The 20,740-nt window shown below is 39.4% G+C and carries 20 protein-coding genes; 12 read left to right on the forward strand and 8 right to left on the reverse strand.

What is annotated here, in order from left to right; translation table 11 throughout:
• Positions 1–455: 455 nt before the first annotated feature.
• The 3 genes from M23134_RS28545 to M23134_RS28555 all read right to left on the reverse strand — a co-directional run bounded on the left by M23134_RS28545 (position 456) and on the right by M23134_RS28555 (position 2,071).
• Positions 456–872: a hypothetical protein gene (locus M23134_RS28545; protein ID WP_002702270.1), complete on the reverse strand. Its 417-nt coding sequence runs from the start codon at positions 870–872 to the stop codon at positions 456–458.
• Between the two features lie 251 nt (positions 873–1,123).
• Complete coding sequence (locus M23134_RS28550; RefSeq protein ID WP_002702272.1) at positions 1,124–1,480, reverse strand: helix-turn-helix domain-containing protein; 357 nt, start codon at positions 1,478–1,480, stop codon at positions 1,124–1,126.
• A 297-nt stretch (positions 1,481–1,777) separates the two neighbouring features.
• On the reverse strand, positions 1,778–2,071 hold the full coding sequence (locus M23134_RS28555; RefSeq protein WP_045114531.1) for a type II toxin-antitoxin system HigB family toxin: 294 nt from the start codon (positions 2,069–2,071) through the stop codon (positions 1,778–1,780).
• 263 nt (positions 2,072–2,334) lie between these two features.
• Between M23134_RS28555 and M23134_RS28560 the strand changes: the two genes are divergently transcribed.
• The 9 genes from M23134_RS28560 (at position 2,335) to M23134_RS40640 (ending at position 9,992) form a co-directional block, all read left to right on the forward strand.
• On the forward strand, positions 2,335–2,811 hold the full coding sequence (locus M23134_RS28560) for a low molecular weight protein-tyrosine-phosphatase (protein ID WP_232296842.1): 477 nt from the start codon (positions 2,335–2,337) through the stop codon (positions 2,809–2,811).
• Positions 2,811–3,677: a fructosamine kinase family protein gene (locus M23134_RS28565; protein WP_002702277.1), complete on the forward strand. Its 867-nt coding sequence runs from the start codon at positions 2,811–2,813 to the stop codon at positions 3,675–3,677. The genes M23134_RS28560 and M23134_RS28565 overlap by 1 nt, the downstream gene beginning before the upstream one ends.
• 105 nt (positions 3,678–3,782) lie before the next feature.
• Entirely contained in the window at positions 3,783–4,817 is a 1,035-nt protein-coding gene (locus tag M23134_RS28570) for a hypothetical protein (RefSeq protein WP_157558696.1), read from the forward strand.
• An 18-nt stretch (positions 4,818–4,835) separates the two neighbouring features.
• Positions 4,836–5,006 (forward strand): hypothetical protein, encoded by a 171-nt coding sequence (locus M23134_RS41440; RefSeq protein ID WP_002702281.1) that lies wholly within the window; start codon positions 4,836–4,838, stop codon positions 5,004–5,006.
• Between the two features lie 163 nt (positions 5,007–5,169).
• Positions 5,170–5,796, forward strand: a complete 627-nt coding sequence (locus M23134_RS28575; protein WP_002702285.1) for a hypothetical protein — start codon at positions 5,170–5,172, stop codon at positions 5,794–5,796.
• Entirely contained in the window at positions 5,777–7,252 is a 1,476-nt protein-coding gene (locus M23134_RS28580; protein WP_002702288.1) for a toxin-antitoxin system YwqK family antitoxin, read from the forward strand. The genes M23134_RS28575 and M23134_RS28580 overlap by 20 nt, the downstream gene beginning before the upstream one ends.
• Before the next feature lie 48 nt (positions 7,253–7,300).
• Complete coding sequence (cobC, locus tag M23134_RS28585) at positions 7,301–7,882, forward strand: alpha-ribazole phosphatase (protein ID WP_002702291.1); 582 nt, start codon at positions 7,301–7,303, stop codon at positions 7,880–7,882.
• A 734-nt stretch (positions 7,883–8,616) separates the two neighbouring features.
• Positions 8,617–9,540 carry an IS110 family RNA-guided transposase gene (locus M23134_RS40635; RefSeq protein ID WP_002702293.1) on the forward strand — a complete coding sequence of 308 codons (924 nt, stop codon included), beginning with the start codon at positions 8,617–8,619 and terminating at the stop codon, positions 9,538–9,540.
• Entirely contained in the window at positions 9,447–9,992 is a 546-nt protein-coding gene (locus tag M23134_RS40640; protein ID WP_002705974.1) for a transposase, read from the forward strand. The genes M23134_RS40635 and M23134_RS40640 overlap by 94 nt, the downstream gene beginning before the upstream one ends.
• Positions 9,993–10,140: 148 nt before the next feature.
• Here the strand turns inward: M23134_RS40640 and M23134_RS28595 are convergent, their stop codons facing one another.
• The 3 genes from M23134_RS28595 to M23134_RS28605 form a co-directional block, all read right to left on the reverse strand.
• Positions 10,141–11,058: a tetratricopeptide repeat protein gene (locus M23134_RS28595; protein ID WP_002702298.1), complete on the reverse strand. Its 918-nt coding sequence runs from the start codon at positions 11,056–11,058 to the stop codon at positions 10,141–10,143.
• A 240-nt stretch (positions 11,059–11,298) separates the two neighbouring features.
• A complete protein-coding gene (locus tag M23134_RS28600; RefSeq protein ID WP_002702300.1) occupies positions 11,299–12,192 on the reverse strand; it encodes a tetratricopeptide repeat protein in 894 nt (297 codons plus the stop codon).
• Positions 12,193–12,544: 352 nt separating this feature from the next.
• Positions 12,545–13,345: a tetratricopeptide repeat protein gene (locus tag M23134_RS28605; RefSeq protein ID WP_045114532.1), complete on the reverse strand. Its 801-nt coding sequence runs from the start codon at positions 13,343–13,345 to the stop codon at positions 12,545–12,547.
• A gap of 277 nt (positions 13,346–13,622) precedes the next feature.
• Here M23134_RS28605 and M23134_RS28610 point away from each other — a divergent pair, with 277 nt between their 5' ends.
• Positions 13,623–14,960 (forward strand): dihydroorotase, encoded by a 1,338-nt coding sequence (locus tag M23134_RS28610; RefSeq protein ID WP_002702308.1) that lies wholly within the window; start codon positions 13,623–13,625, stop codon positions 14,958–14,960.
• A 235-nt stretch (positions 14,961–15,195) separates the two neighbouring features.
• On the opposite strand, the gene M23134_RS28615 is transcribed toward M23134_RS28610, so the two are convergent.
• Positions 15,196–16,020, reverse strand: coding sequence for a hypothetical protein (locus M23134_RS28615; protein WP_002702310.1), 825 nt, complete (start codon positions 16,018–16,020; stop codon positions 15,196–15,198).
• 2 nt (positions 16,021–16,022) lie between these two features.
• Positions 16,023–16,949: a hypothetical protein gene (locus M23134_RS28620; RefSeq protein ID WP_002702312.1), complete on the reverse strand. Its 927-nt coding sequence runs from the start codon at positions 16,947–16,949 to the stop codon at positions 16,023–16,025.
• A 1,003-nt stretch (positions 16,950–17,952) separates the two neighbouring features.
• Between M23134_RS28620 and katG the strand changes: the two genes are divergently transcribed.
• Positions 17,953–20,151: a catalase/peroxidase HPI gene (gene katG, locus M23134_RS28625; protein WP_002702316.1), complete on the forward strand. Its 2,199-nt coding sequence runs from the start codon at positions 17,953–17,955 to the stop codon at positions 20,149–20,151.
• Positions 20,152–20,443: 292 nt separating this feature from the next.
• Positions 20,444–20,641, forward strand: a complete 198-nt coding sequence (locus tag M23134_RS28630) for a hypothetical protein (RefSeq protein ID WP_002702318.1) — start codon at positions 20,444–20,446, stop codon at positions 20,639–20,641.
• Positions 20,642–20,740 lie beyond the last annotated feature (99 nt).

Consider the following 20,740-nt stretch of genomic DNA (forward strand, 5'->3'; position numbering starts at 1 on the left):
CTGAATTGCAACAGAAAAGGCTTTACGCTTTATTTTTTCTTACAAAGTTTCGTATGTTATGAAACGGTGCTATCGAATAAAAAAGCCCTCCCTGTGGATAAGGGAAGGCTTGAGATTATATTTTTGGTATTTTTATATAATACAATTCACCTTCCCATTCGACACATACAACACCAAAACCAGCAAGCGCAACGCTTGGAGGCGGCGATTTTATCGTTGAATAGAAATTGGTGAATGTTTAAGTTCATTGCTCTTTTATCAGTTAAATGTTGCACAAACGTATTGCATTAAAAATTAGATTCCAAAACTATTTCTGAAAAAATGCCTAAAAACGTTAAATTTTAACTTTCTGGTAACATTGGATATAGGAAAAGTGCAATTCAGAGTCAAGTTTAGGTAATTGGGTATTAGCCGCAAAAATGTAGCAACCCTATCAGATTACTCAGTTTTCAGTTTCAATGTTGTTGAAAAAACTTCCATATTTCATTAAATAAGAGGTTGTCTACTTCTTGATTTCCAAAACCATGGCCAGTAGCAAGGGCAATCATGTACCTTACTTCATGGTTGGTGTCACAGTTTGTATAACTGTACGACTTTACTTGGGTGGTTTTCCAGGTTAAATCTGTTTGGACGGCAGTAGTACTACAATTAAAGGTTTTTGCCCAGTTTAAAGCACTATTTTCAGCCGACAAAAACTCTCCTACCTTAGAAGTACCTCCATTGACAGGTACCAGGTTATCAACGTCGCCATTTACTTGAAACACAGAAAGGGTTTTGGCAGGGGTAAGGTTGCCAGTGCTTATAATTTGTTGACTAAAAAGAGGAGCAATTGCCCTAAAGTGGTCGCTTGACTTTCCTACCAAATTTACCATCCCGTAGTCACAATAGACTTCCGTCTACCGATTTTATAAACCATTAAAAATCAGTAGCATACTTGCAAACCAGCCTAAAGCTAATGGCTAAAGGCTAATAGCTTTAGGCTGTAGAAGCTATCGACTAAAGTACCCACTTTCAGCAAACCAAGGCTCAAGAAAGCAGCATTGTAGCCACAATGGACTATCTTACCGCAGGGCGACCTAAGCAATGCCGTTCGAAACCTTGTAAATGACTTAGGTCAGTAGGTTTAATATTCCTGTATCAATACACTGGTGGGAATACTTAAACTCTTGTGAATTGATCTAATCATCTCTAAAGTAAGCTTTCGTTTATAATTCATTACTTCACTTACCCTGCTTTTAAAGCCAATGATTTCGACCAAATCTTTTTGTTGAAGCCCTAATTGTTCCATTCTAAACTTGATGGCTTCTATAGGGTTAGGCAAGTCAATTGCATGATGTTCGCTTTCATATTTATCTATCAAAATAGATAGTACCTCCAGCTCATCACCTTCAGCAGTTCCAGGTTTAGCATCAAAAATTTCTTCTAATCTTTCTAATGCTTGGTTATATTCTGTTTCGGTTTTTATTACTTTAAGATTCATATTGATTTAACGTTTCAATCCTTGTTTTAATGGATTTATATCTTGTAGGTTTTTGTACAAGTTTAATATCTTTTTTAGCAATGTCTTACTCCTTGTTGTAAAGGGATATTAGGTTTCGGGGAAAATACAGCGTGTCACATATCAGCAGTATTTTACTAGTACAAATAGTGACCTAAGTTTAAGTTTCAATCCTTGTTTTAGTGGATGTGTGCTGCACAGGTTATTTGTATTAGGTTTTGGGGTGTAAACTCCTTATGATAAAAGACTATGCATATTTAGTGATGTTGATATTCACAATTAAACCGTATCTGCATTTACTTTGTCATATTCAGCATGAGTACCAATAAAACGAATCCAAATTATTTTAACTTCAAAGTTAATCCGCACAATCAGCCTATAATGATTACCTTTAATATTAAATACAAAGCGATTATCTACTAGGATACTAGCACTGGGATACTCCCGTTTGATATCGTTAGGGGTTTCCCAATTAGCTTTTTCTGCTTCGTGATACCACGATTTAAGTGCTTCTTCACTATCTGCGTGGCTTTCCCAGAACTCCCTTAATGTTCTTCTTGCAATAACTCTCACTGTTGTTATAATTATGATTGATTACACAAATATATTAAAAAGTTACCATTATGGTAACTTTTTAAGGTGAAATTACCCACAAGGGTTAACAGCACGATTCAAAAACTAACGCTAAAGGCTAATAGCACCGATATTCATCGGCATCTAAGGACTTGAGGCTGTAGAAGCCATCGACCATCGACTAACAAACCATAAATAAACCTCCCCAACATTTGGGGTACAGCGTACATTGATACTATTTTGCCAGAAAAATAACCAACCTTATGATGACAAAAGTATTATTTGTATGCTTGGGCAATATATGCCGATCACCGATGGCAGAAGGTGTTTTTATTGATCTGCTAAAACAACATGACCTCAGCGACCAAATTTATTGTGAGTCGGCAGGCACAGCGGCTTATCACACAGGTGAGTTGCCCGATTCGCGCATGCGTGACACTGCCCGCAAACACGGCATAGAACTTACCAGTAGGGCGCGCCAGGTAGAAGCACAAGATTTGCACGAGTTTGATTATGTGCTGGCAATGGACCAATCGAATTACAGAAATATTATGCAGTTGACTCAAGAGCCCGAAAGTATCAAGGCGAAGGTGATGCTCATGCGCGACTTTGATGAGCAAGAGAAGGGGGGAGAGGTGCCCGATCCTTATTATGGAGGCATTGATGGTTTCGAGAACGTGTACCAGGTTTTGAAGCGGTCGAACCAAGCTTTTTTGGCCTTTATTCAGCAAGAAGCGTAATGACTAATCAATCAACTATTTTTTTTGAACAAGTCCTCTCGCAGAGCCTGAGCAAATCTTTAAAGGTTAATAATTACCAAACGTTGAGTGGGGGTAGTATCAATCAGGCGGTGGCATTGCACACAGTAGAAGGTAGTTTTTTTCTGAAATACAATGCCCAAACCCCCGCCGATATGTTTGCCAAAGAAGCCCAGGGGCTGGAGCTTTTGCGTAAAACCGAGGCGATTGCCCTGCCCAAAGTGTTGGGCATTGGGCAAGATTTTTTATTACTGGAATTGATTGATGCACGTCAACGTATTCCTGATTTTTGGGCAGACTTTGGGCGTTCACTGGCAGCTTTGCATCGGCACTCGGCACCACAATTTGGACTTAACCACGACAACTATATAGGCAAATTGCCTCAGCCTAATACATTGACCAAAAATGGCGTGGAGTTTTTTATAGAGCATAGGCTCAGGCAACAAACCAAGCTGGCGTATGATACCAGGCAAATTGATCAGGCATTGTGTAGCCAGTTAGACAGGCTTTATGACAAATTACCTAAGCTATTGCCCCACGAGGCACCCGCCCTTTTGCACGGCGATTTGTGGTCGGGCAATGTAATGAACAATGCCGAAGGGGTGGTGACTTTGATAGACCCCGCAGTGTATTATGGTTTGCGCGAAGCAGAGCTTGCTTTTACTGAGATGTTTGGGCGATTTGACTCAAGTTTTTATGAAGCATACCATCAGACTTTCCCCTTGGAGCCTGGCTATAGCCAAAGGGTAGATTTGTATAATTTGTATCCTACCTTGGTGCATGTCAACTTATTTGGACAAGGCTATGTAGGGGCGGTAAAGTTGGTAGTGAGGAGGTTTGTGGGGTAGGTATTTGACCATAGCCAAAAAACACGTGGTATCTTTTGCTGATCATCTAAAAAGCACTATCTTAATAGAAGAAAAATTAGAAATATTCTACTATTACTACAAGTAATGATGTTAACACCCAATCAGCAAAACCTAAAGAAAGAGTTAGAATGGCTGGAGGAAGTAATTCAAGTCCAGCGGGATTTTCAAAATAATCTTTCTTCTAAAATAATAAATGTGCCTTCTATTCAATTTGGGGTTATTGCTAATAAAGATAAGCAGTCAATTTATCCAGAACAAGGGCTTACATTGGCTGAAAATAAAGATGGGCAAACTGCTTGGTATATTACTTTATGTGAACAACCAGATACAGTAAGTTTTGTCTTGGAGCAAGGCCATTTATGTGCCATTAAAGAAGGTACGCTGTTAGGTAAATTGCTAGAGGCACAAAAAGACTGGGTGTTGGTAGATATGCCTTGTAGAGTGATAAAACCCAATAACAAAGTAGCAGTTTATCAAAGTCAGGTAAAGGGTTGGTTACCTCGTTGTTTTACTGATATTCCAGAGGGTTTTAACCCTGAGATGAACCTAGAGTCCCTTAAGAACTTAGTAAGTCAATTACCTCAAAATCAAGCCAAAAATATTCAAGACTATATAGATACTGTTGAACGTAATTTATATTGGAAGAACTTTTACGAAGTCCGAGATATTACTCAATTACCCTCCCCCCAGCTTTTGCCAAATGACTCTTCTTATGCCCAGTTTGTGTATAAAAATAAACTGAGTTTCTACGACCGTTTATTATTGATAATGAGCCTGACTGCACATATTGAGCCTGACTTTTTTGAGTCAAAACTGGGAAAGTATTATGATGATTTATCTACTAATCACGGTTTAATCAAGGGAGGTCATTATGATGGTGTTTTTCCGTCAGGAACTACTTTTCTGTTCTTGAGTGGGGTGCATAATCTTTCTACTCGGCTTGCCCATTTGCGCTGGATGAAACAAGAAAGTGTGCTATTCACAAATGAAGTGGTTGCCCTGTCAGCAGTAGCCCCCTATGAACCTATGTGGGCAGGTGGGTTAGTAATAGCCATGGACTATTTTATGTTTTTGGTCGAAGTTGATTCGTCAGAGGAAGTTTTTTTACAATTATCTTAACACTATACTATAAAGAATATGTATACTCGTTTAAATTCTAAGGAAAACGATTATTTGGCACAACAGACGGTTGTACAAAGAAGGCAAGCTCTAAATACTACAAAAAAGAAGAAACCAAAGGCTCCAGTGCTCATGGGTGATGAACGTAGTATGTTCTTACAACGTGAAGAAGAGGAAATGATTAGGTGATGGGTTGAAAAGGAAACAGAGAAAGCTTTTACGACAGCTGAAAAAAAAATATGATCGACAAAAAAGGCGAGTGATGAAAAAGTTTAAATTACCTGCTGACCAAGCAAGAGAGCTTAGTTTTATTAAAAAGGCTTATTATGGTGAAGTTAATTATATTAATTAATTGTTTGCAAAAAAAGATAAAGAAGGATATGATGTTGTTATAAGAAGCCTTAAGAAAGCTGGCTATTTGGCTAAAAGTTCTAACGAAGGGGCAAGACAGGTAGCGAAAAATAAGGGGCAGGGTAAACCTGAAAATGATAAAAAATCGATGACTACAGGGCGGCCTTATAATAATACGGTGACGCATACCAAACCTTTTCTTAAACCATATGAAGAAAAGGTATTTTTAGATAGAATTGATGATAGTGTAATTACGGCAGTAAAAAACGCAACCATTAGGGGGGTAGGAACAAGTATTGAAGCAAAAATAAAGGTTGCAGTAGGAAGTGATCCTATACGTGTAAGCTTGAGATCTGGACGATTTGATGCTGACTCTAATACCAACGGAATTAAAGACTTACTGTTTGATGGCAGTGGTAACAATTATGTGGTGGCACTGCCAGGACAGGAGAGTACTTTTAAGGTAAATTCAGCAGATTTAGACGGTGTACAGGATTTGTCAATTTATACTCAAAGTCATACAAACCCTGGTGGTGGTAATAATAAGTTTACTGGACATTTAATTATAAAATCCAAGATATTGGTAGGTTCGAATCAAATTAGGCTAAATGTTAGAATTAAAAAATGATAACAAAATATACTTATTTATTTTTCTGTTGATAAATTGTTTTTATAGCCTTTCTTCTTCTGCCCAAGCAAAAGTCACCCAAAAAAGGGATACTTTAGTGAAAGGCGAAATGGAGGCAAATTTTGGGGTGTATATTGAGGAGTATTTTTATAAAGATGTCCTTTTTCAAGTAAAACAGTATAAGTTTACGAAGAGAGGTGAAAAGTATCTAGCAGCTATAGCTCCTATAAAAAACAACAAGTATCATGGCAGGGCAGTTCTTTACGATGAAAAGGGAAAACCTGCCAATATTATATGGGAGTGGGAACACGGTGATTTGAAAGCCATTTATAAGTATTATGCCAATGGGCGGCTTAAGAGGCGTTATGGGTATTGGGTAGAAATTTCAATACGTCATGGGAAATTTGCTTATTATTACCCAAATGGGCAGGTGTCAATACAAGGAAGGTTTGACAAAAATAGCCTGGAAGGGAAGTATCAAGAGTGGGACAAAAAGGGAAGGCTGAAGCTCAAGGCGCAGTTAAAAAATGGAATAGAGCAAGATACCACTAAAATATATAAACGAGGTAGGCTTAAAGTTGCCTATTTGCCTAATCGTGATGGTTTGTACAAGCAAAAAATCACCTATCGTACCGATGGTAGTCTTAAAAAAATAAAGCCTTTGAGTTTTGACGACAAAGAGCATATACCTAACTCTACGGCTTATTGTGCGAATACTCCAGTAGGTATGGTATCATCTACTACACACAACCAATACAATGACCAAGGCAAGCGTCATGGAGATTGGCTGGCAACAAACACTACTTGGAATCGCTATGAGTTAGTACATTACGAAAACGGTGTATTGCAAGGTCCTTGTTATTTTTATTCGATGGATGAAGTGACCACGCTTTTTCGGGGTATGATGAAAAACGGCAAACTAAAGGGGCTCGCCAAGGGCTATAAGGGTTTGCAAGACGATGTAGTAGACTCGCTTTATTTTAAAAATAATATATTGGAGCGTATGAAACTGCATTACCCTAAAGTAGATATACGATTTAAGAAAGGTTTGCAAGAAGGGAGCTATTGGCAAAATTATCCTTTTAAAAAACTCAAGGCACGAGTACCAGTAAGCAAAGGCAAAATACAAGGTAAGTTACAATTGTTTAACCTCAAAAAACAATTGGTGTTTGAGGGGCAAGTAAAAGACAATAGGTGGACGCAAGACACTTTGAGACTATACAACACTGAGGGGTGTTGTGTCAAAGGGTATATTTATAAAGACAAGCTCACTTTTCGAGAGTTTATTTACCAACCCGATGGCAGTGTAAAAGACAATGGAGAACAAATGCTATCGATGGATAATATTTATGACTTTGCCTTTATTCGCTATGATTTGGTAAAAAACAAACTGCCTTTGTTCTACAATGTTTATACACTGTATCAACCCGTTAGCTTTTGGTATGAAGAGAATTGATTGGTTTTTGTGTGAATTTCTTTCATATTGTAGCCGAAACTAAAACCTATGAAAGAAATCTGGTTGGTGCGACACACCACTCCCAAAATAGCCAAAGGCATTGCTTATGGGCAAGCCGATTTGGATGTAATTGACGCTTATCCCAGCGAAAGAAATCGAATCAAAGGTTTTTTGCAAGGGCAATACAACGCGCAAACCCCTGTATATACCAGCCCGCTTAAGCGTTGTCACCTACTTGCCACCGATTTGGCAGCAACTTTGGGCAATGAGCTGAAGGTAGACGATAGATTGATGGAAATGAATTTTGGGGTGTGGGAACAAACTGCCTGGAACGATATACCTCAAGAAACGCTTGCCCCGTGGATGAATGATTTTGTAAATTATAGGGTGCCCGAAGGCGAATGTTTTTTGGATGTGCATACCAGAGTAGTGAGCTTTTGGGACGATTTGCTACAAACCAATGCCGAAAAGGTGATTGTGAGCACCCATAGCGGGGTTATTCGTACCTTGCTTTGCCATGTGTTAGACATTCCCCTAAAAAACGCCTTTAGGTTAGATTTGCACTACGGCACCATCTCTAAGCTCACTCATCATAAGGATTTATCTAAAGTGGTGTATTTTAATCATTGAAGGTAGTTAATAGTTTAAGCATCGCTTTGCGAACATTAGTAATTACGAATTTGAGAATTACGAATTACGAATTACGAATTGGGCGAAGCCATTCGCTATTCGGTGCTACACCATGTTCCATAGACAACTAACAAACCCATAGTATACTTGTTTTCAGTGTGTTATAAATTTATTAGTTAAAAGCCCCGACAGGGGGCAAGCTTCAAGCGACAAGTCGCAAGCTAGACCCTGTTCCACAGGTAACTACACTTTTGTATCACGTTGATTTTCAGTATCTTACAAAAAGTGTAGTTAAAAGCCCCGACAGGGGGCAAGCTTCAAGCGACAAGTCGCAAGCTAGACCCTGTTCCACAGGTAACTACACTTTTGTATCACGTTGATTTTCAGCAGCTTACAAAAAGCGTAGTTAAAAGCCCCGACAGGTTTGCCTGTTCCCCAGGCAACTACCTAAGGATTCGTATAGCCAAGACAAGTAGCTTATTAAGTTGCAGTATTATTTGATTACTTCAAATAGTATAGATATTTGTAAAGAAGAGGGTTTGTCAGACACCGTTAGTGCAGTGATGCTTTAAAGCTCGCTTAAAAGCTTGGTGCAAATAGGTTCAATGATTCCCCTAATGGTGGAAAGTCTTGACAGAGACTTTACCCCGCTTAAAAGAATATTACATGTATATAACCTATTGTCAAACCCTCTTTTTACTCAATAAAGGTTCAATTTAGTGCATTAATCTGTGATGAAAAAATCGGAGACTAAAATAAAAAGTAGCAAAGCCTCTAAAAAGGTGAATTTGTCTGATGAGCTAACCAAGGTTAGGTTAAAAGTGGCCGGGGTAGATATTGCAAACAATATACATTATACAGCTGTTTCACCACACCTGACAAAAGATAACATCAGAAACTTTGGTGCTTTTACCGCAGACTTGCATCGCATGGCAGATTGGTTTAGTGAACTGGGGATAGAAAGTGTGGCAATGGAAGCCACAGGTATATATTGGCAAAGTTTATATGAAATTCTTGAGGACAGAGGTTTTGATGTGGTCTTAGTAAACGCTCGTTATCCTAAAAATGTAAGTGGACGCAAAAGTGATGTTTCTGATTGTAGTTGGATACATACATTACATAGTTATGGATTATTGCCTGCTTCTTTTATTCCTACACAGGATGTCAGAGAGTTTCGCACCTATGTACGCCAGCGGCAACAATTGACCAAGCAAAAAGTGCAACACATGCAACATGTAGGTAAAGCCTTGCAGCTGATGAATGTCAAAATACAGAATGTGATTTCAGATATTGAAGGTAAACTAGGAATGAAGGTTATTCGTGCTATTGCAGCAGGAGAGCACTCCAGTGTAGAACTGGCAAAACTTCATAATAAAACACTCAAAGCCACCAAAGAAGAGTTTACTTTATCACTTGAAGGGAACTTTCGTAAAGCGCACTTATTTTCTCTCCAACAAGCGCTTAGTGCCTATGATTTTGTCCTGAAACAAATCAATGAATGTGAGACAGAAATAGAGCAAATACTCCATAAATGGGATACAGGAGAAATTGTGGCAAAGGAAGATTGGCAAAGCCGAGTAAAAAAAAAACAAAGAGGAAGAATGAATATTCATTTGATTCTGCTTCTTATCTCAAAGATATTACTGGGGTCGATTTAACAGAAGTAGATGGTTTTTCAGAAAATACGATTATCAACATTTTAGCAGAAACAGGAATTGATATGAGTCATTGGAAAAATGCTAAACATTTCACGAGTTGGGCAGGGCTTGCACCCAGAAGAAAAATATCAGGAGATAAACTCTTGGGGCATTTTAAAAATATGAATAACAGTCGGATACATCAAGCATTTAAATTAGCTGCTTGGGGGCTCAATAATAGCAAATGTCACTTGGGAGCCTTATATCGGAACCTAAGTCTTAGAAAAGGTTCAGGGATTGCTGTTCAGGCAGTTGCCCGAAAACTAGCTACTATTTTTTACAATATGATGAAATACAAAACACCATATCGGGGAAAAACAGCAGAGGAATATCAAGAGCAAAACAGAAAACGAAAACTCAAAGCCTTAGAAAGACAAGCCCGAAAAATGGGCTTGAAACTAGAAAAAATATAAAATTAAAGTGCTGATAAACAGGATACTTATGAAATCGGTAGTTAAAAGTCGGTAGACCATAGTTTTAAGCATCGCCTCGTGCTCATTCGTAATTGACCCATTCGTAATTCGTAATTAACCAATTCGTAATTGAAAAAACTCGTAATTCTCAAGAATCTGCTTGCTGTTTTTTCCAATCAACCACCTCGTCACGCATTTGATTATAAGTTTCAAGCGATACATTGGTATGTTTGGCAATGCGCTCATAATCGGCGTTCATATCGTTGATAAAGTCATTGGGAGAGTATATCAACACACTTTTCTGGTAGCAGTCCCGGATCAGGTGTAGGTGAGCGCCCTGCCAATAAGTATGCCCCAGGTTCATCCAGGCATAACAGTTCATATCATTTTCGGGCTCAGCGTCAATGGCTTGGTTTAATGCCTTGCGTGCCTTGTCAAATTTACCTTCTACCACATAGCACCAACCTATTTTACGCAATGTAAATGCATTGTTGGGTTCTTGTTGTAGCGACATTTCATAATAGGTAATGGCTTCTTTGTATTGAAGCAGTTTTTGGTGACAAAACCCTATATTTCGTAAAGTCCAAGAGTCTTTGTTTGCCAGTTGGTAGGCTTTCAGGTGGTGTTCCAGGGCGTTCGCATAATCATCAAACTTTTGGTAGCACCAGCCAATATTATCTAAAATCCATGAGTCATTGGGTTTGAGTACGGCAGCTTTCTGATAATACTCCATAGACTTTTTAAAATCTGATAATTGACGGTAACAATAGGCAACATCTTGTACCTCCCACACATCAAGGGGTTGCTTTTGCTCAGATGCAAGGTAATATTCGAGCGCTTTAGAAAAGTTATCCACCCTTCGGTAGCAATGTGCTATATCTTTGAGGTTGTCAACAGTTCGTATACCTAACTCCTCTGCCTTTAGCAAGTGCGTGAGTGCTTCTTTGTGTTGGTATAACTCTTTGTAATAGCTTCCCAATGACCTGAAAACATAGGGATGGTAAGGAAGTATTTCGGCATACACGAGCAGGGCTTTAATTTCTATTTTATACGTTGCCTTAGACATTGATGCGTTTGATTTGAATCGCTAAATTATATCCTTTTTATAAAAATCCCATCAATAACCGTTTTGAAATTGAATGATTAAACTAATTAATTGCTTTATGGTGGTAATATGGCTGTTTATCCGGGTAACTTTTAGGCAATAAAACACACCAAATGGCTTGGTGAGCTTGTATTCAAGCTTCGTTCCAGTATTTTAAACTAAAGAATGTTTCGAAAAGTTGGCGTTTTTTAGCGCCATATTCTACATCGTGGTTATTTTTTCTTTTAGGGCATCAAATTCCTTGGTGGGTAGTTGTATATACTGCAAAAGCATTGGGTAGTCATTGTCCATATCAGCAAAAAAACGTTCTTTATTTTCAAAAGCTTCAAAGCTACGTCTATAATATTCTCTTGCTTGTTTTTTTTGCCCACTACAATAGTATACATGCCCGGTGTTCATAAGAGATTGAGGGCTTGCTTTTCGGTCAACTTTATAAGATTTGCGATAAGCATTTAATGCATTTTTGAGGTTGCCACACACAAAGTGTACCCAACCTATTTGTCTGATTGTCCAGGCATTGCTTGAGTCTACTGCCAGTGACTGGGCATAAAATGTCATCGCTTTTTTGTAACTTTTGATGCTCATATAACAATACCCAATGTTGTCAAGGTTCCACGGATCTTTGTTGTCTACCTTATATACATTCAGGTGATACTTCAGTGCCGATGTGTAATCGTTGAGTTGTTGGTAGTTCCAGCCTATGCTATCCAGCACATAGGTATCGTTGGGCTTGAGCTGGTCAAGTTTAATAAAATAAGCAATAGATTTTTTGTATTGTCGGGCACCTTGGTAAGCCATTGCCATACGGCGGATCAGCCAACTGTCTTCAGGGTATTCAGGTTCTACCTTTCTAAAGCAATCAATGGCTTTTTTGTGTTGTTTTATTTGTTGATAGGCATAGCCTAACTTCTTGAAATCCAGTTTTTTGTCGTGAGCAGTTTTTTCAGCTTTTTTAAAGTAAGTAATGGCCTTGCGGTAGTCATAACGGTGATAGTAACAAACCCCAATCGTGTGCAATAGCTCAAAGTGAGAGGGAAGCAGTTCCTCATAAGGGAGCAATTGAGAAAGTTCTTGTTTAAACTGCACGGTAGACATGGGCAAAATTGTTTGTTAAAATGAACGATTTCTGGTTAACCAAAAGAACCTGTGAGGCTTGTTTTGATAAAAAAATAATAATGCAAAAATACAACAGGATATATCTGAAAAAAAACGTCATTTGATGAGTTCTTTACATCAAGTAGTTTTTCTTAAATCCGAGTATTTTTTTACTTTTTTGCCTGATTTCTGTAAATAAAACTATAAAGAAAGGTCTTTAGTTTAGGAATAACGTGCCTTGTTGGAGTAGTAGATTTATATAGTGTTTTGAGATAGTATGAAGTATGTAAGACCCTCACTATAAATTCACGATAATTTACGCTGGTTTGTTGGGTTTTATACCAAGAAATTTTTAATTGTTTTGCTCGTAATGCTTAATCATTTGACTGTTCACTTTTTCTATGGCTTCTTCGTCAAGGCGGTATTGGGTAAGATAAGGCAAATCTTCGCGCATCAGTTGAACGAACTCCTCTTTGTTGCTAAACCCTAAGATACTTTCCTTATAATAATGGTGTGCTTTGTCAGGCTGTTGTTTAATCATACAAATATGCCCCAGGTTCATCAATGTATGGGCATCATAAGGAGCAAGTTGGTGGGCTTTTTTGATATATGTATCAGCCTCTTTCAGGTTGCCCTTCACCAGATTGATCCATCCAATATTCATCAAAACTACATCTTCATTTGGGTTGAGTTTTTCAGCTATTTTATAGTATTCCATTGCTTGGTCAAAGTCTTCGAGCCATTGCAGACAGTAACCAATATGCCCCAGGTTCCACACATCTGTAGGCAATGCCTTAAATGCCCTGAGGTGGTATGTGAGTGCCGCTTTGTAGTTGTTGGTGTCTTGGTAGCAATACCCGGCAAACGCAAGGTGTATGTTGTTGAGGCACTGGTGCTTATCTGTTACTAAAAAATGTTTGAGTGCCTTCGAAAACTGATTGTTGTGGTAATATGCCAAAGCCATCAGCAGTACATTCTCTATATCGTTGGGGGCAACCTTGGCTACTTTTTTATGGTAATTAACCGCCAGTTTATACATTCCTATATTACTGTAGCAAGCGGCAATCTCTTTGAGTAAAGATAAATGATTGGGCAATATCTTTTCATATTTAATCAGAGTGGTTAGGTCTTGATGGTAAATGGCCTGTGACATAAAAGTAAAAGTATGAGGTGAGGAGGTTACTTTTGCAAAGATAAAAAGTAATGTAGTTTTTTGGTGATATTTTCCTGAATTTACGCCTGCTTGATGGCAGGAGAGCGTTTTTTGAAGGGGAACTGCCAAAACATTGGACTTTATAAAGCCACCTTGTGAATTGTAGCAGTACCGTGGGGGATGCCCTCACATTTTCGTTGATTCTATTGTGGTTTCAGGCTTTTCGTTCTAACTTTCCTCAACCAAATTATTTGTTGAACGATTTAACAAAAACATATTGAAAACTATACTAATAACCAATGCGCTGGTAGTAAACGAAGGGACTACCGAAGAAAAAGATGTGTTGATAAAAGATGGTTTGATTGACAAAATAGGGAAAGATTTGTCGGGCACTACAGCCGACTTGCACATAGATGCTAAAGGCAAACACTTATTACCAGGAGTGATAGACGACCAGGTACATTTTCGTGAGCCAGGGCTTACCCACAAGGCAGACCTCTACCACGAGGCAAAAGCCGCAGTGAGAGGAGGAACGACTACCTTTATGGAAATGCCCAACACAGTACCCAATACATTGACCCAGGAACTACTGGAGCAAAAATATCAACGGGCTTCAGAGGTGGCACTTGCCAATTATTCATTTTTTATGGGGGCTTCTAACGATAATATAGAAGAGGTGTTAAAAACCGACCCTAAAAAAGTGTGTGGCATCAAAGTATTTATGGGTTCTTCTACGGGCAACATGTTGGTAGACAACCGCGAAGTGTTAGAAAAAATATTTAGTCAGGCACCTATATTGGTAGCTACCCATTGTGAAGATGAAGCCACCATAAGAGCTAAATCGGCAGTATATAAAGAAAAATACGGCGATGATGTGCCTATGAGTGCCCACCCCGAAATAAGAGATGTAGAAGCTTGTTACAAATCGAGTAGCCTTGCGGTAGAACTTGCAAAAAAACACAATAGTCGTTTGCATATTTTGCATATTTCTACTGCCAAGGAACTAGAGCTTTTCCGCAACGACATTCCATTGGCAGAAAAACGCATTACTTCTGAAGTGTGCGTACACCACTTATGGTTTGAAGCAAGCCAATACGATGCTTTGGGCTCACAGATGAAATGCAATCCAGCCATTAAAGAAAAAAGCAACCGTGAAGCATTATGGGAAGCATTAAACGATGATCGCCTAGACATTATAGCCACCGACCACGCCCCCCACACCTGGGAAGAAAAGCAAAACCATTACTGGAAAGCGCCCGCAGGACTGCCACTGGTGCAGTTTTCATTGCAAATGATGCTTGAGATGGCACGCGAAGGCAGGCTAACCCTGGAGAAAGTAGTAGAAAAAATGGCGCATACTCCTGCCATCTGTTTTGAGGTAGAAAAACGCGGTTACATTCGCGAGGGCTATTGGGCTGACCTGGTGCTGGTAGACCTGAACAAAACCACTACCGTCAAAAAAGAAGACATTGTATACAAGGCGGGTTGGTCGCCACTTGAAGGGCAAGGGTTCCATTCAGACATTACCCATACTATAGTATCAGGGCATTTGGCTTATGCCGAAGGCAAGTTTGACGAATCGAAAAAAGGCGAACGCGTGCTGTTTGACCGTTAATACTTAGAGTATGTTTAAAGCGTGTCTTCGGAGTTAAAAATGATGAGTTTTTTGTGCTGGCGAGATATATTTTTAAGCTAATAGCTTTAGCTATTGACGCAAAAATTAACGAAGTCAGCGCGTAAAAATCACTTTTTTAGCCCAGATTATGATTTTTAAACATACTCTTATAGACACCCAATCAAAAAACTACCCCTATTGATACTAACTTTAGACTATAGGGGTAGTTTTTTTCCTACTTATAAAATACTGCCTTATAAATTATATCGCTTTGGATGTGATATAAGTTGAGCACTTCTTTGACTGTCAATTGCTCAAGTATGATTTTCTTATACTTTTTATACAAAGCCAAAGGCATTTCACCTTGTTGGATATGAGGCTCATCCTGTGAGGAAAAACTAATGGATACTACTTTTCTTTTTCGCCAGTCGATACCCAACAACATCTCGTCATTAAAAGGTTCAAAAGCTTGTTTATATTCTTGAGGACTGAAGTATTGTTGACGCAGTTTTTTGGTATTGATAAATTGCTTTGCTTTCTCCGAAAACCTCACAATAAATCCATCAAACCTACTTCCATAATGAAGGTATTCCTGATTAAGTTTTTCAGAGTGCCAGTTCAATGTAGGAGAGATAAATGGCTTCAAGGCATTTATAAACTCCTGAGAGGCTATATTAGTATAATGTCCATTGTAGCGTAGCGTAATATATGTCCCAAGCGAAACAGACGTACCATCGGTGTAAAACACCTGGGCTACTAATTTTGTGATGCCATAAAGAAATCTTTTTTTTGCTTTGATACTATCAGGTACTTGTTCAATTATTTTTTGAAAAGGTCCAAAATGTTTTTCGTTTACCAGGGTATACTGGGTATGTAGACCAGGTCTTGTTAACTTATCTTCGGTAGGAGCTACCGAAAATTTATTTAGCTTATTTATTACATAAATATCTATTTTTTTTATTTTTGGGATAGCATAGCCCAAGGTGGGGGCAAGCAATAATAATGAAAGTATACTACACAAAGCCAGAAAGTGGCGCAGGGTAAAGTCAATATGTTTCATGTTTAGTTTTTGTTTGATTCGTATAATTTTTTGTGTGCTTCTTTTCGCTCCTCAAAAACCTTTATCAACCTTAGGTGCTCATCTCTAGAATGAAGATCTAAGATATGTTTAATTGGGCTATCGGCCGAAGTAGGACCATCTTTCATTAATATATGACTAGAGGCTGAATTATAGTATTCCCTTTTGGTTTCTTTGTTATTCTTGTCTGCTTTCTTCAACTCATCAATGACCTGCCATTCCAGGGCTACAATAAATTTGTGCTCAGCACTATCGTGTTTGTCTTTATCAACATTTTCTTCTAAAGTCAAGCCATAAGTCTCAAGGTAACCATGCTCAATAGCCGCATGTGTCATTTCGTGAATGAGTCCTAGGGCTGGCGATTGATAGCCCAGGGTTTTAAGTGTTCTATCAACGCGTTTTTTACTACGGTCTTTAAAACCTTTGGCATCACTTACGACCAAGCCTGTATGTGAATACCATCGAATCAAGTTTTCGCCCTGCACTTGTTCTGTTTTTGACAAATCAAACCTAGATGAGTCGCTAGTTTGCACTTTTGTAATCACCTTTAAGTTTTCCAGGTAGTTAATTACCTTAGTGGCAGTAGGAGATTGCTTTAGATAAGTAATGGCTTTTTTGAATTCTTCAGGTTCGGCAACAGCCACTAACCCATGCTTCTTCTTTTTCTCTTGTTTTTTTGAGGTGTTTTTAGATATACGTGGCTTGTTATGTGGGGGCTTGGCATAAGGAAAGGTACTTCCTTTGGTATATTTGGCATATATTGCTTGAACAGTTTTGTCACTGACAACAGGCTTAATGTTATGGTTGGGTTGTACAGTATTTAGCGCATTTTTATTTTTCTGTCTCTCTCTATCGAAAATGCTTCTCTTTTGCGATATTTCATTTTCTTCCCGCTTTACCTTTATTTTCATTTTTTATATCTACTTATTTTACAATCAATGTAGTTTTTGCCCTTGTGAAGCAATGGTTTTTCTATAAGAACTTGTTCATGATTTGGACTCTACCCTACTATTTTTTCGCCTCGGTTTGTGTCTCCACAACCGGGTTTACGAGTCCTTAGATACCGATGAAGTCGGTGCTCAGCAAAGCTAAATCGCTCCTTCACAGAGCTTGGGAACGGTGCTTTTCAAGGTTTCGATCAGCTCTCAACGAAGTTAAAAACTGGGTAGAGTACATAATTTGTTTTTACACTTTAGAGTCCAAGATTTTGACAAAGTTCTTTTTGAGATGCTTTAGAACACAATGCTCATATTTTAAATAAGAAAACCAAACCCTTGATAAAGCTATAAGTTAAGCGTTTTTTATATAAAAAATAGTACTCAGCCCTTTTTTATGGCTGTTTTTTTTCGTAGCAACGTGCTGCCCCAATGCCAGTTTATATGATTTAACCCTTTCTTTAATAAACCACATATTTGTGAATCAAGGCTGTAGTGAAGCAATGGTAAGTGTAGAATAATTGCTGTCACATATTATTGTTTCTGATAAAGGTTGTATTTATTGACATAGTAAAGTAACTCGCAGTACTAAAAATGAGCCTAGTACCTCAACCTCTAAATACCTGATACATTATTTCGGCGATATTTGCCCCCTGACTTTACTTCAAAAATTGAGCGTAGCTATGGCTACGCTCAATTTTTGAAGTTCGTCAGAGAACAAATCTTATCCAAAATAAATGGTGCATTTACTTAGAGGGTAAGGTACTAGCCATAGGCAAGTTCAGTTTCTTCTTTGAAAATCAATAGCCAACGAAAAGATCAAAATATACCCCAAACGATTTCATCAATGATTTTAGTACTGCTTATAGATATTATCTATTGCAAAATAATTTAAATAGATAGCTAATTTCATGAATTCCTCCTTTATTTTCTTAAATTCACTCCCAACAAGATCAAAAAAAACAAAACCAATCGCATTATGAATAATAACGGAACTATTTCTGGCGACGAAGCCAAATGCCCATTCTTAAACGGTTCGCTCAATCAAACCGCAGGTGGGGGAACAAGAAACCACGACTGGTGGCCTAACCAACTAAAGTTAAATATTCTACGTCAAAACTCTGCTTTGTCTAACCCAATGGACGAAGACTTCAATTATGCCGAAGAATTTAAAAGCCTTGACCTTGCTGCAGTAAAAAAAGACATCATAGATTTGATGACTGACTCTCAGGATTGGTGGCCTGCTGATTATGGACATTATGGACCGCTCTTTATACGTATGGCTTGGCACAGTGCGGGTACTTACCGTATTGCCGATGGTCGTGGAGGAGGAGGAACAGGTATGCAGCGATTTGCTCCGCTCAATAGCTGGCCTGATAATACCAACCTTGACAAAGCCCGCTTGTTGCTTTGGCCTGTAAAACAAAAGTATGGCAGAAAACTTTCCTGGGCAGACTTAATGATCCTTGCTGGAAACTGCGCCCTTGAGTCTATGGGTTTTGAGACCTTTGGTTTTGCCGGAGGACGCGAAGACATGTGGGAACCTGAAGAAGATGTGTACTGGGGACCCGAAAATGAGTGGCTCGATGACAAACGTTACGAAGGCGACCGTGAACTGGAGAACCCATTGGGTGCAGTACAAATGGGGCTTATTTATGTAAACCCTGAAGGACCGAATGGTAACCCTGACCCATTGGCTGCTGCTAAAGACATCCGCGAAACGTTTGGACGAATGGCAATGAACGATGAAGAAACCGTGGCTTTGATTGCCGGAGGACATACCTTTGGTAAAACCCACGGTGCCGGAGACGCCAAGCATGTAGGAGCAGAACCCGCCGCCGCAGGCATTGCCGAGCAAGGAATGGGTTGGACTAACTCTTTTGGCAGTGGTAAAGGTGGCGACACCATTACCAGTGGACTGGAAGGCGCCTGGACTACCACGCCTACGCAATGGAGTAACAACTTTTTTGAAAACCTGTTTGGCTATGAGTGGGAGCTAACCAAAAGCCCTGCGGGGGCTCATCAGTGGCAGCCCAAAGGGGGTGCTGGAGCTGGTTTGGTGCCCGATGCCCACGACCCAGCCAAAAAGCATGCACCTTTTATGCTCACCACCGACCTTGCCCTAAGAATGGACCCTGCGTATGAAAAAATTTCGCGTCGTTTCCACGAAAACCCTGACCAGTTTGCCGATGCTTTTGCCCGTGCCTGGTTTAAGCTTACCCACCGCGACATGGGACCCAAGTCTCGTTATTTGGGACCAGAGGTGCCCCAAGAAGATTTGCTATGGCAAGACCCGATTCCAGCCGTTAATCACGAGTTGATCAACGAGGCAGATGTGGCCACTTTGAAAGGTAAAATTTTAGCTTCAGGGCTGTCGGTAGCTCAACTGGTAGGAGCCGCCTGGGCATCAGCATCTACTTTCCGTGGGTCTGACAAACGCGGAGGTGCCAACGGAGCACGCGTACGCTTGAGTCCTCAAAGAAACTGGGAAGCAAACAACCCAGCCAACCTTGACATTGTGGTGACCAAACTGGAAAGCATCCAAAAAGATTTTGCGAAAGATGTATCTCTAGCCGACCTGATTGTATTGGGTGGATGTGCTGCTATTGAGCAAGCCGCCAAAGATGCCGGACACGAAGTCACTGTTCCTTTCACCCCAGGGCGCGCCGATGCCTCTCAAGAGCAAACCGATGCAGAGGCTTTTGCTGTGCTTGAGCCTTGGGCAGATGGTTTCCGCAATTACATAAAAGGCAACTACAATGTATCGGCCGAAGAGATGTTGGTAGACAAGGCGCAGTTGATGACCTTGACTGCCCCCGAAATGACTGTATTGGTGGGTGGTATGCGCGTGCTCAATGCCAACACTGGACAAGCGCAACATGGGGTATTTACCAAACGTCCCGAAAAACTAACCAACGATTTCTTTGTAAACTTGCTTGACCTGGGCACTACCTGGAAGGCAACCTCAGAGAAAGAAGAGGTGTTTGAAGGACGCGACCGTGCCAGTGGCGAAGTAAAATGGACGGGTACCAGAGTAGACCTTATTTTTGGTTCAAACTCTGAACTTCGCGCCATTGCCGAGGTATACGCCTGCAGCGATTCGCAAGCGCGTTTTGTCAAAGACTTTGTAGCTGCCTGGGACAAAGTGATGAACCTCGACCGCTTTGACCTGAAGTAGTAGTTATGCAAGTCAAGTAGCGACAAGCCAAGAGCGATTAGCTACAAGTATATGCAAAAACAATTATATACAAAAAACAGCCTGGAGACGGGCTGTTTTTTTTGGTTTTAGGGAATATCAAAGCTGGTATAAACGCTTTGTGACTTTTGTTTGTACTTAGTGTTTTATTAGTTGTTTTTAGAGACCATTACTGAAACTAAATGTAATAGCGGTCGTTTTTGAACTTAGCAAATAATACAAGAAGTTATGTACTAACAATACTGTTAGTACATAACTTCTAAAATTTTACAAAATGGAAAATTTTATAAATCGTATTATTTGGTTTTGGCAAAATAACAAAGATTTTTTCTTGCCATTGTTTTATTCTTTTTTACTTGCCTTATGCCGCAAGACGCTAGGAGATACATCACAATACTTGGCTTATTCGAGTATTTTGCTTGTAGCGGTGTTTTTGCTAGGGGCAAGCTTTCAAAACAATCTAAGAAAATAGTTATCGAGCCAATTTTCAGTAAAGAGAGCCTTTGGGCTCTCTCACTGAAATTTTTCTTCCTCAATAAAGCCCTTCTTTATATTTGCATATTATTCAACA

Source organism: Microscilla marina ATCC 23134 (genome assembly GCF_000169175.1).
GTDB classification, from domain to species: Bacteria; Bacteroidota; Bacteroidia; order Cytophagales; family Microscillaceae; genus Microscilla; species Microscilla marina.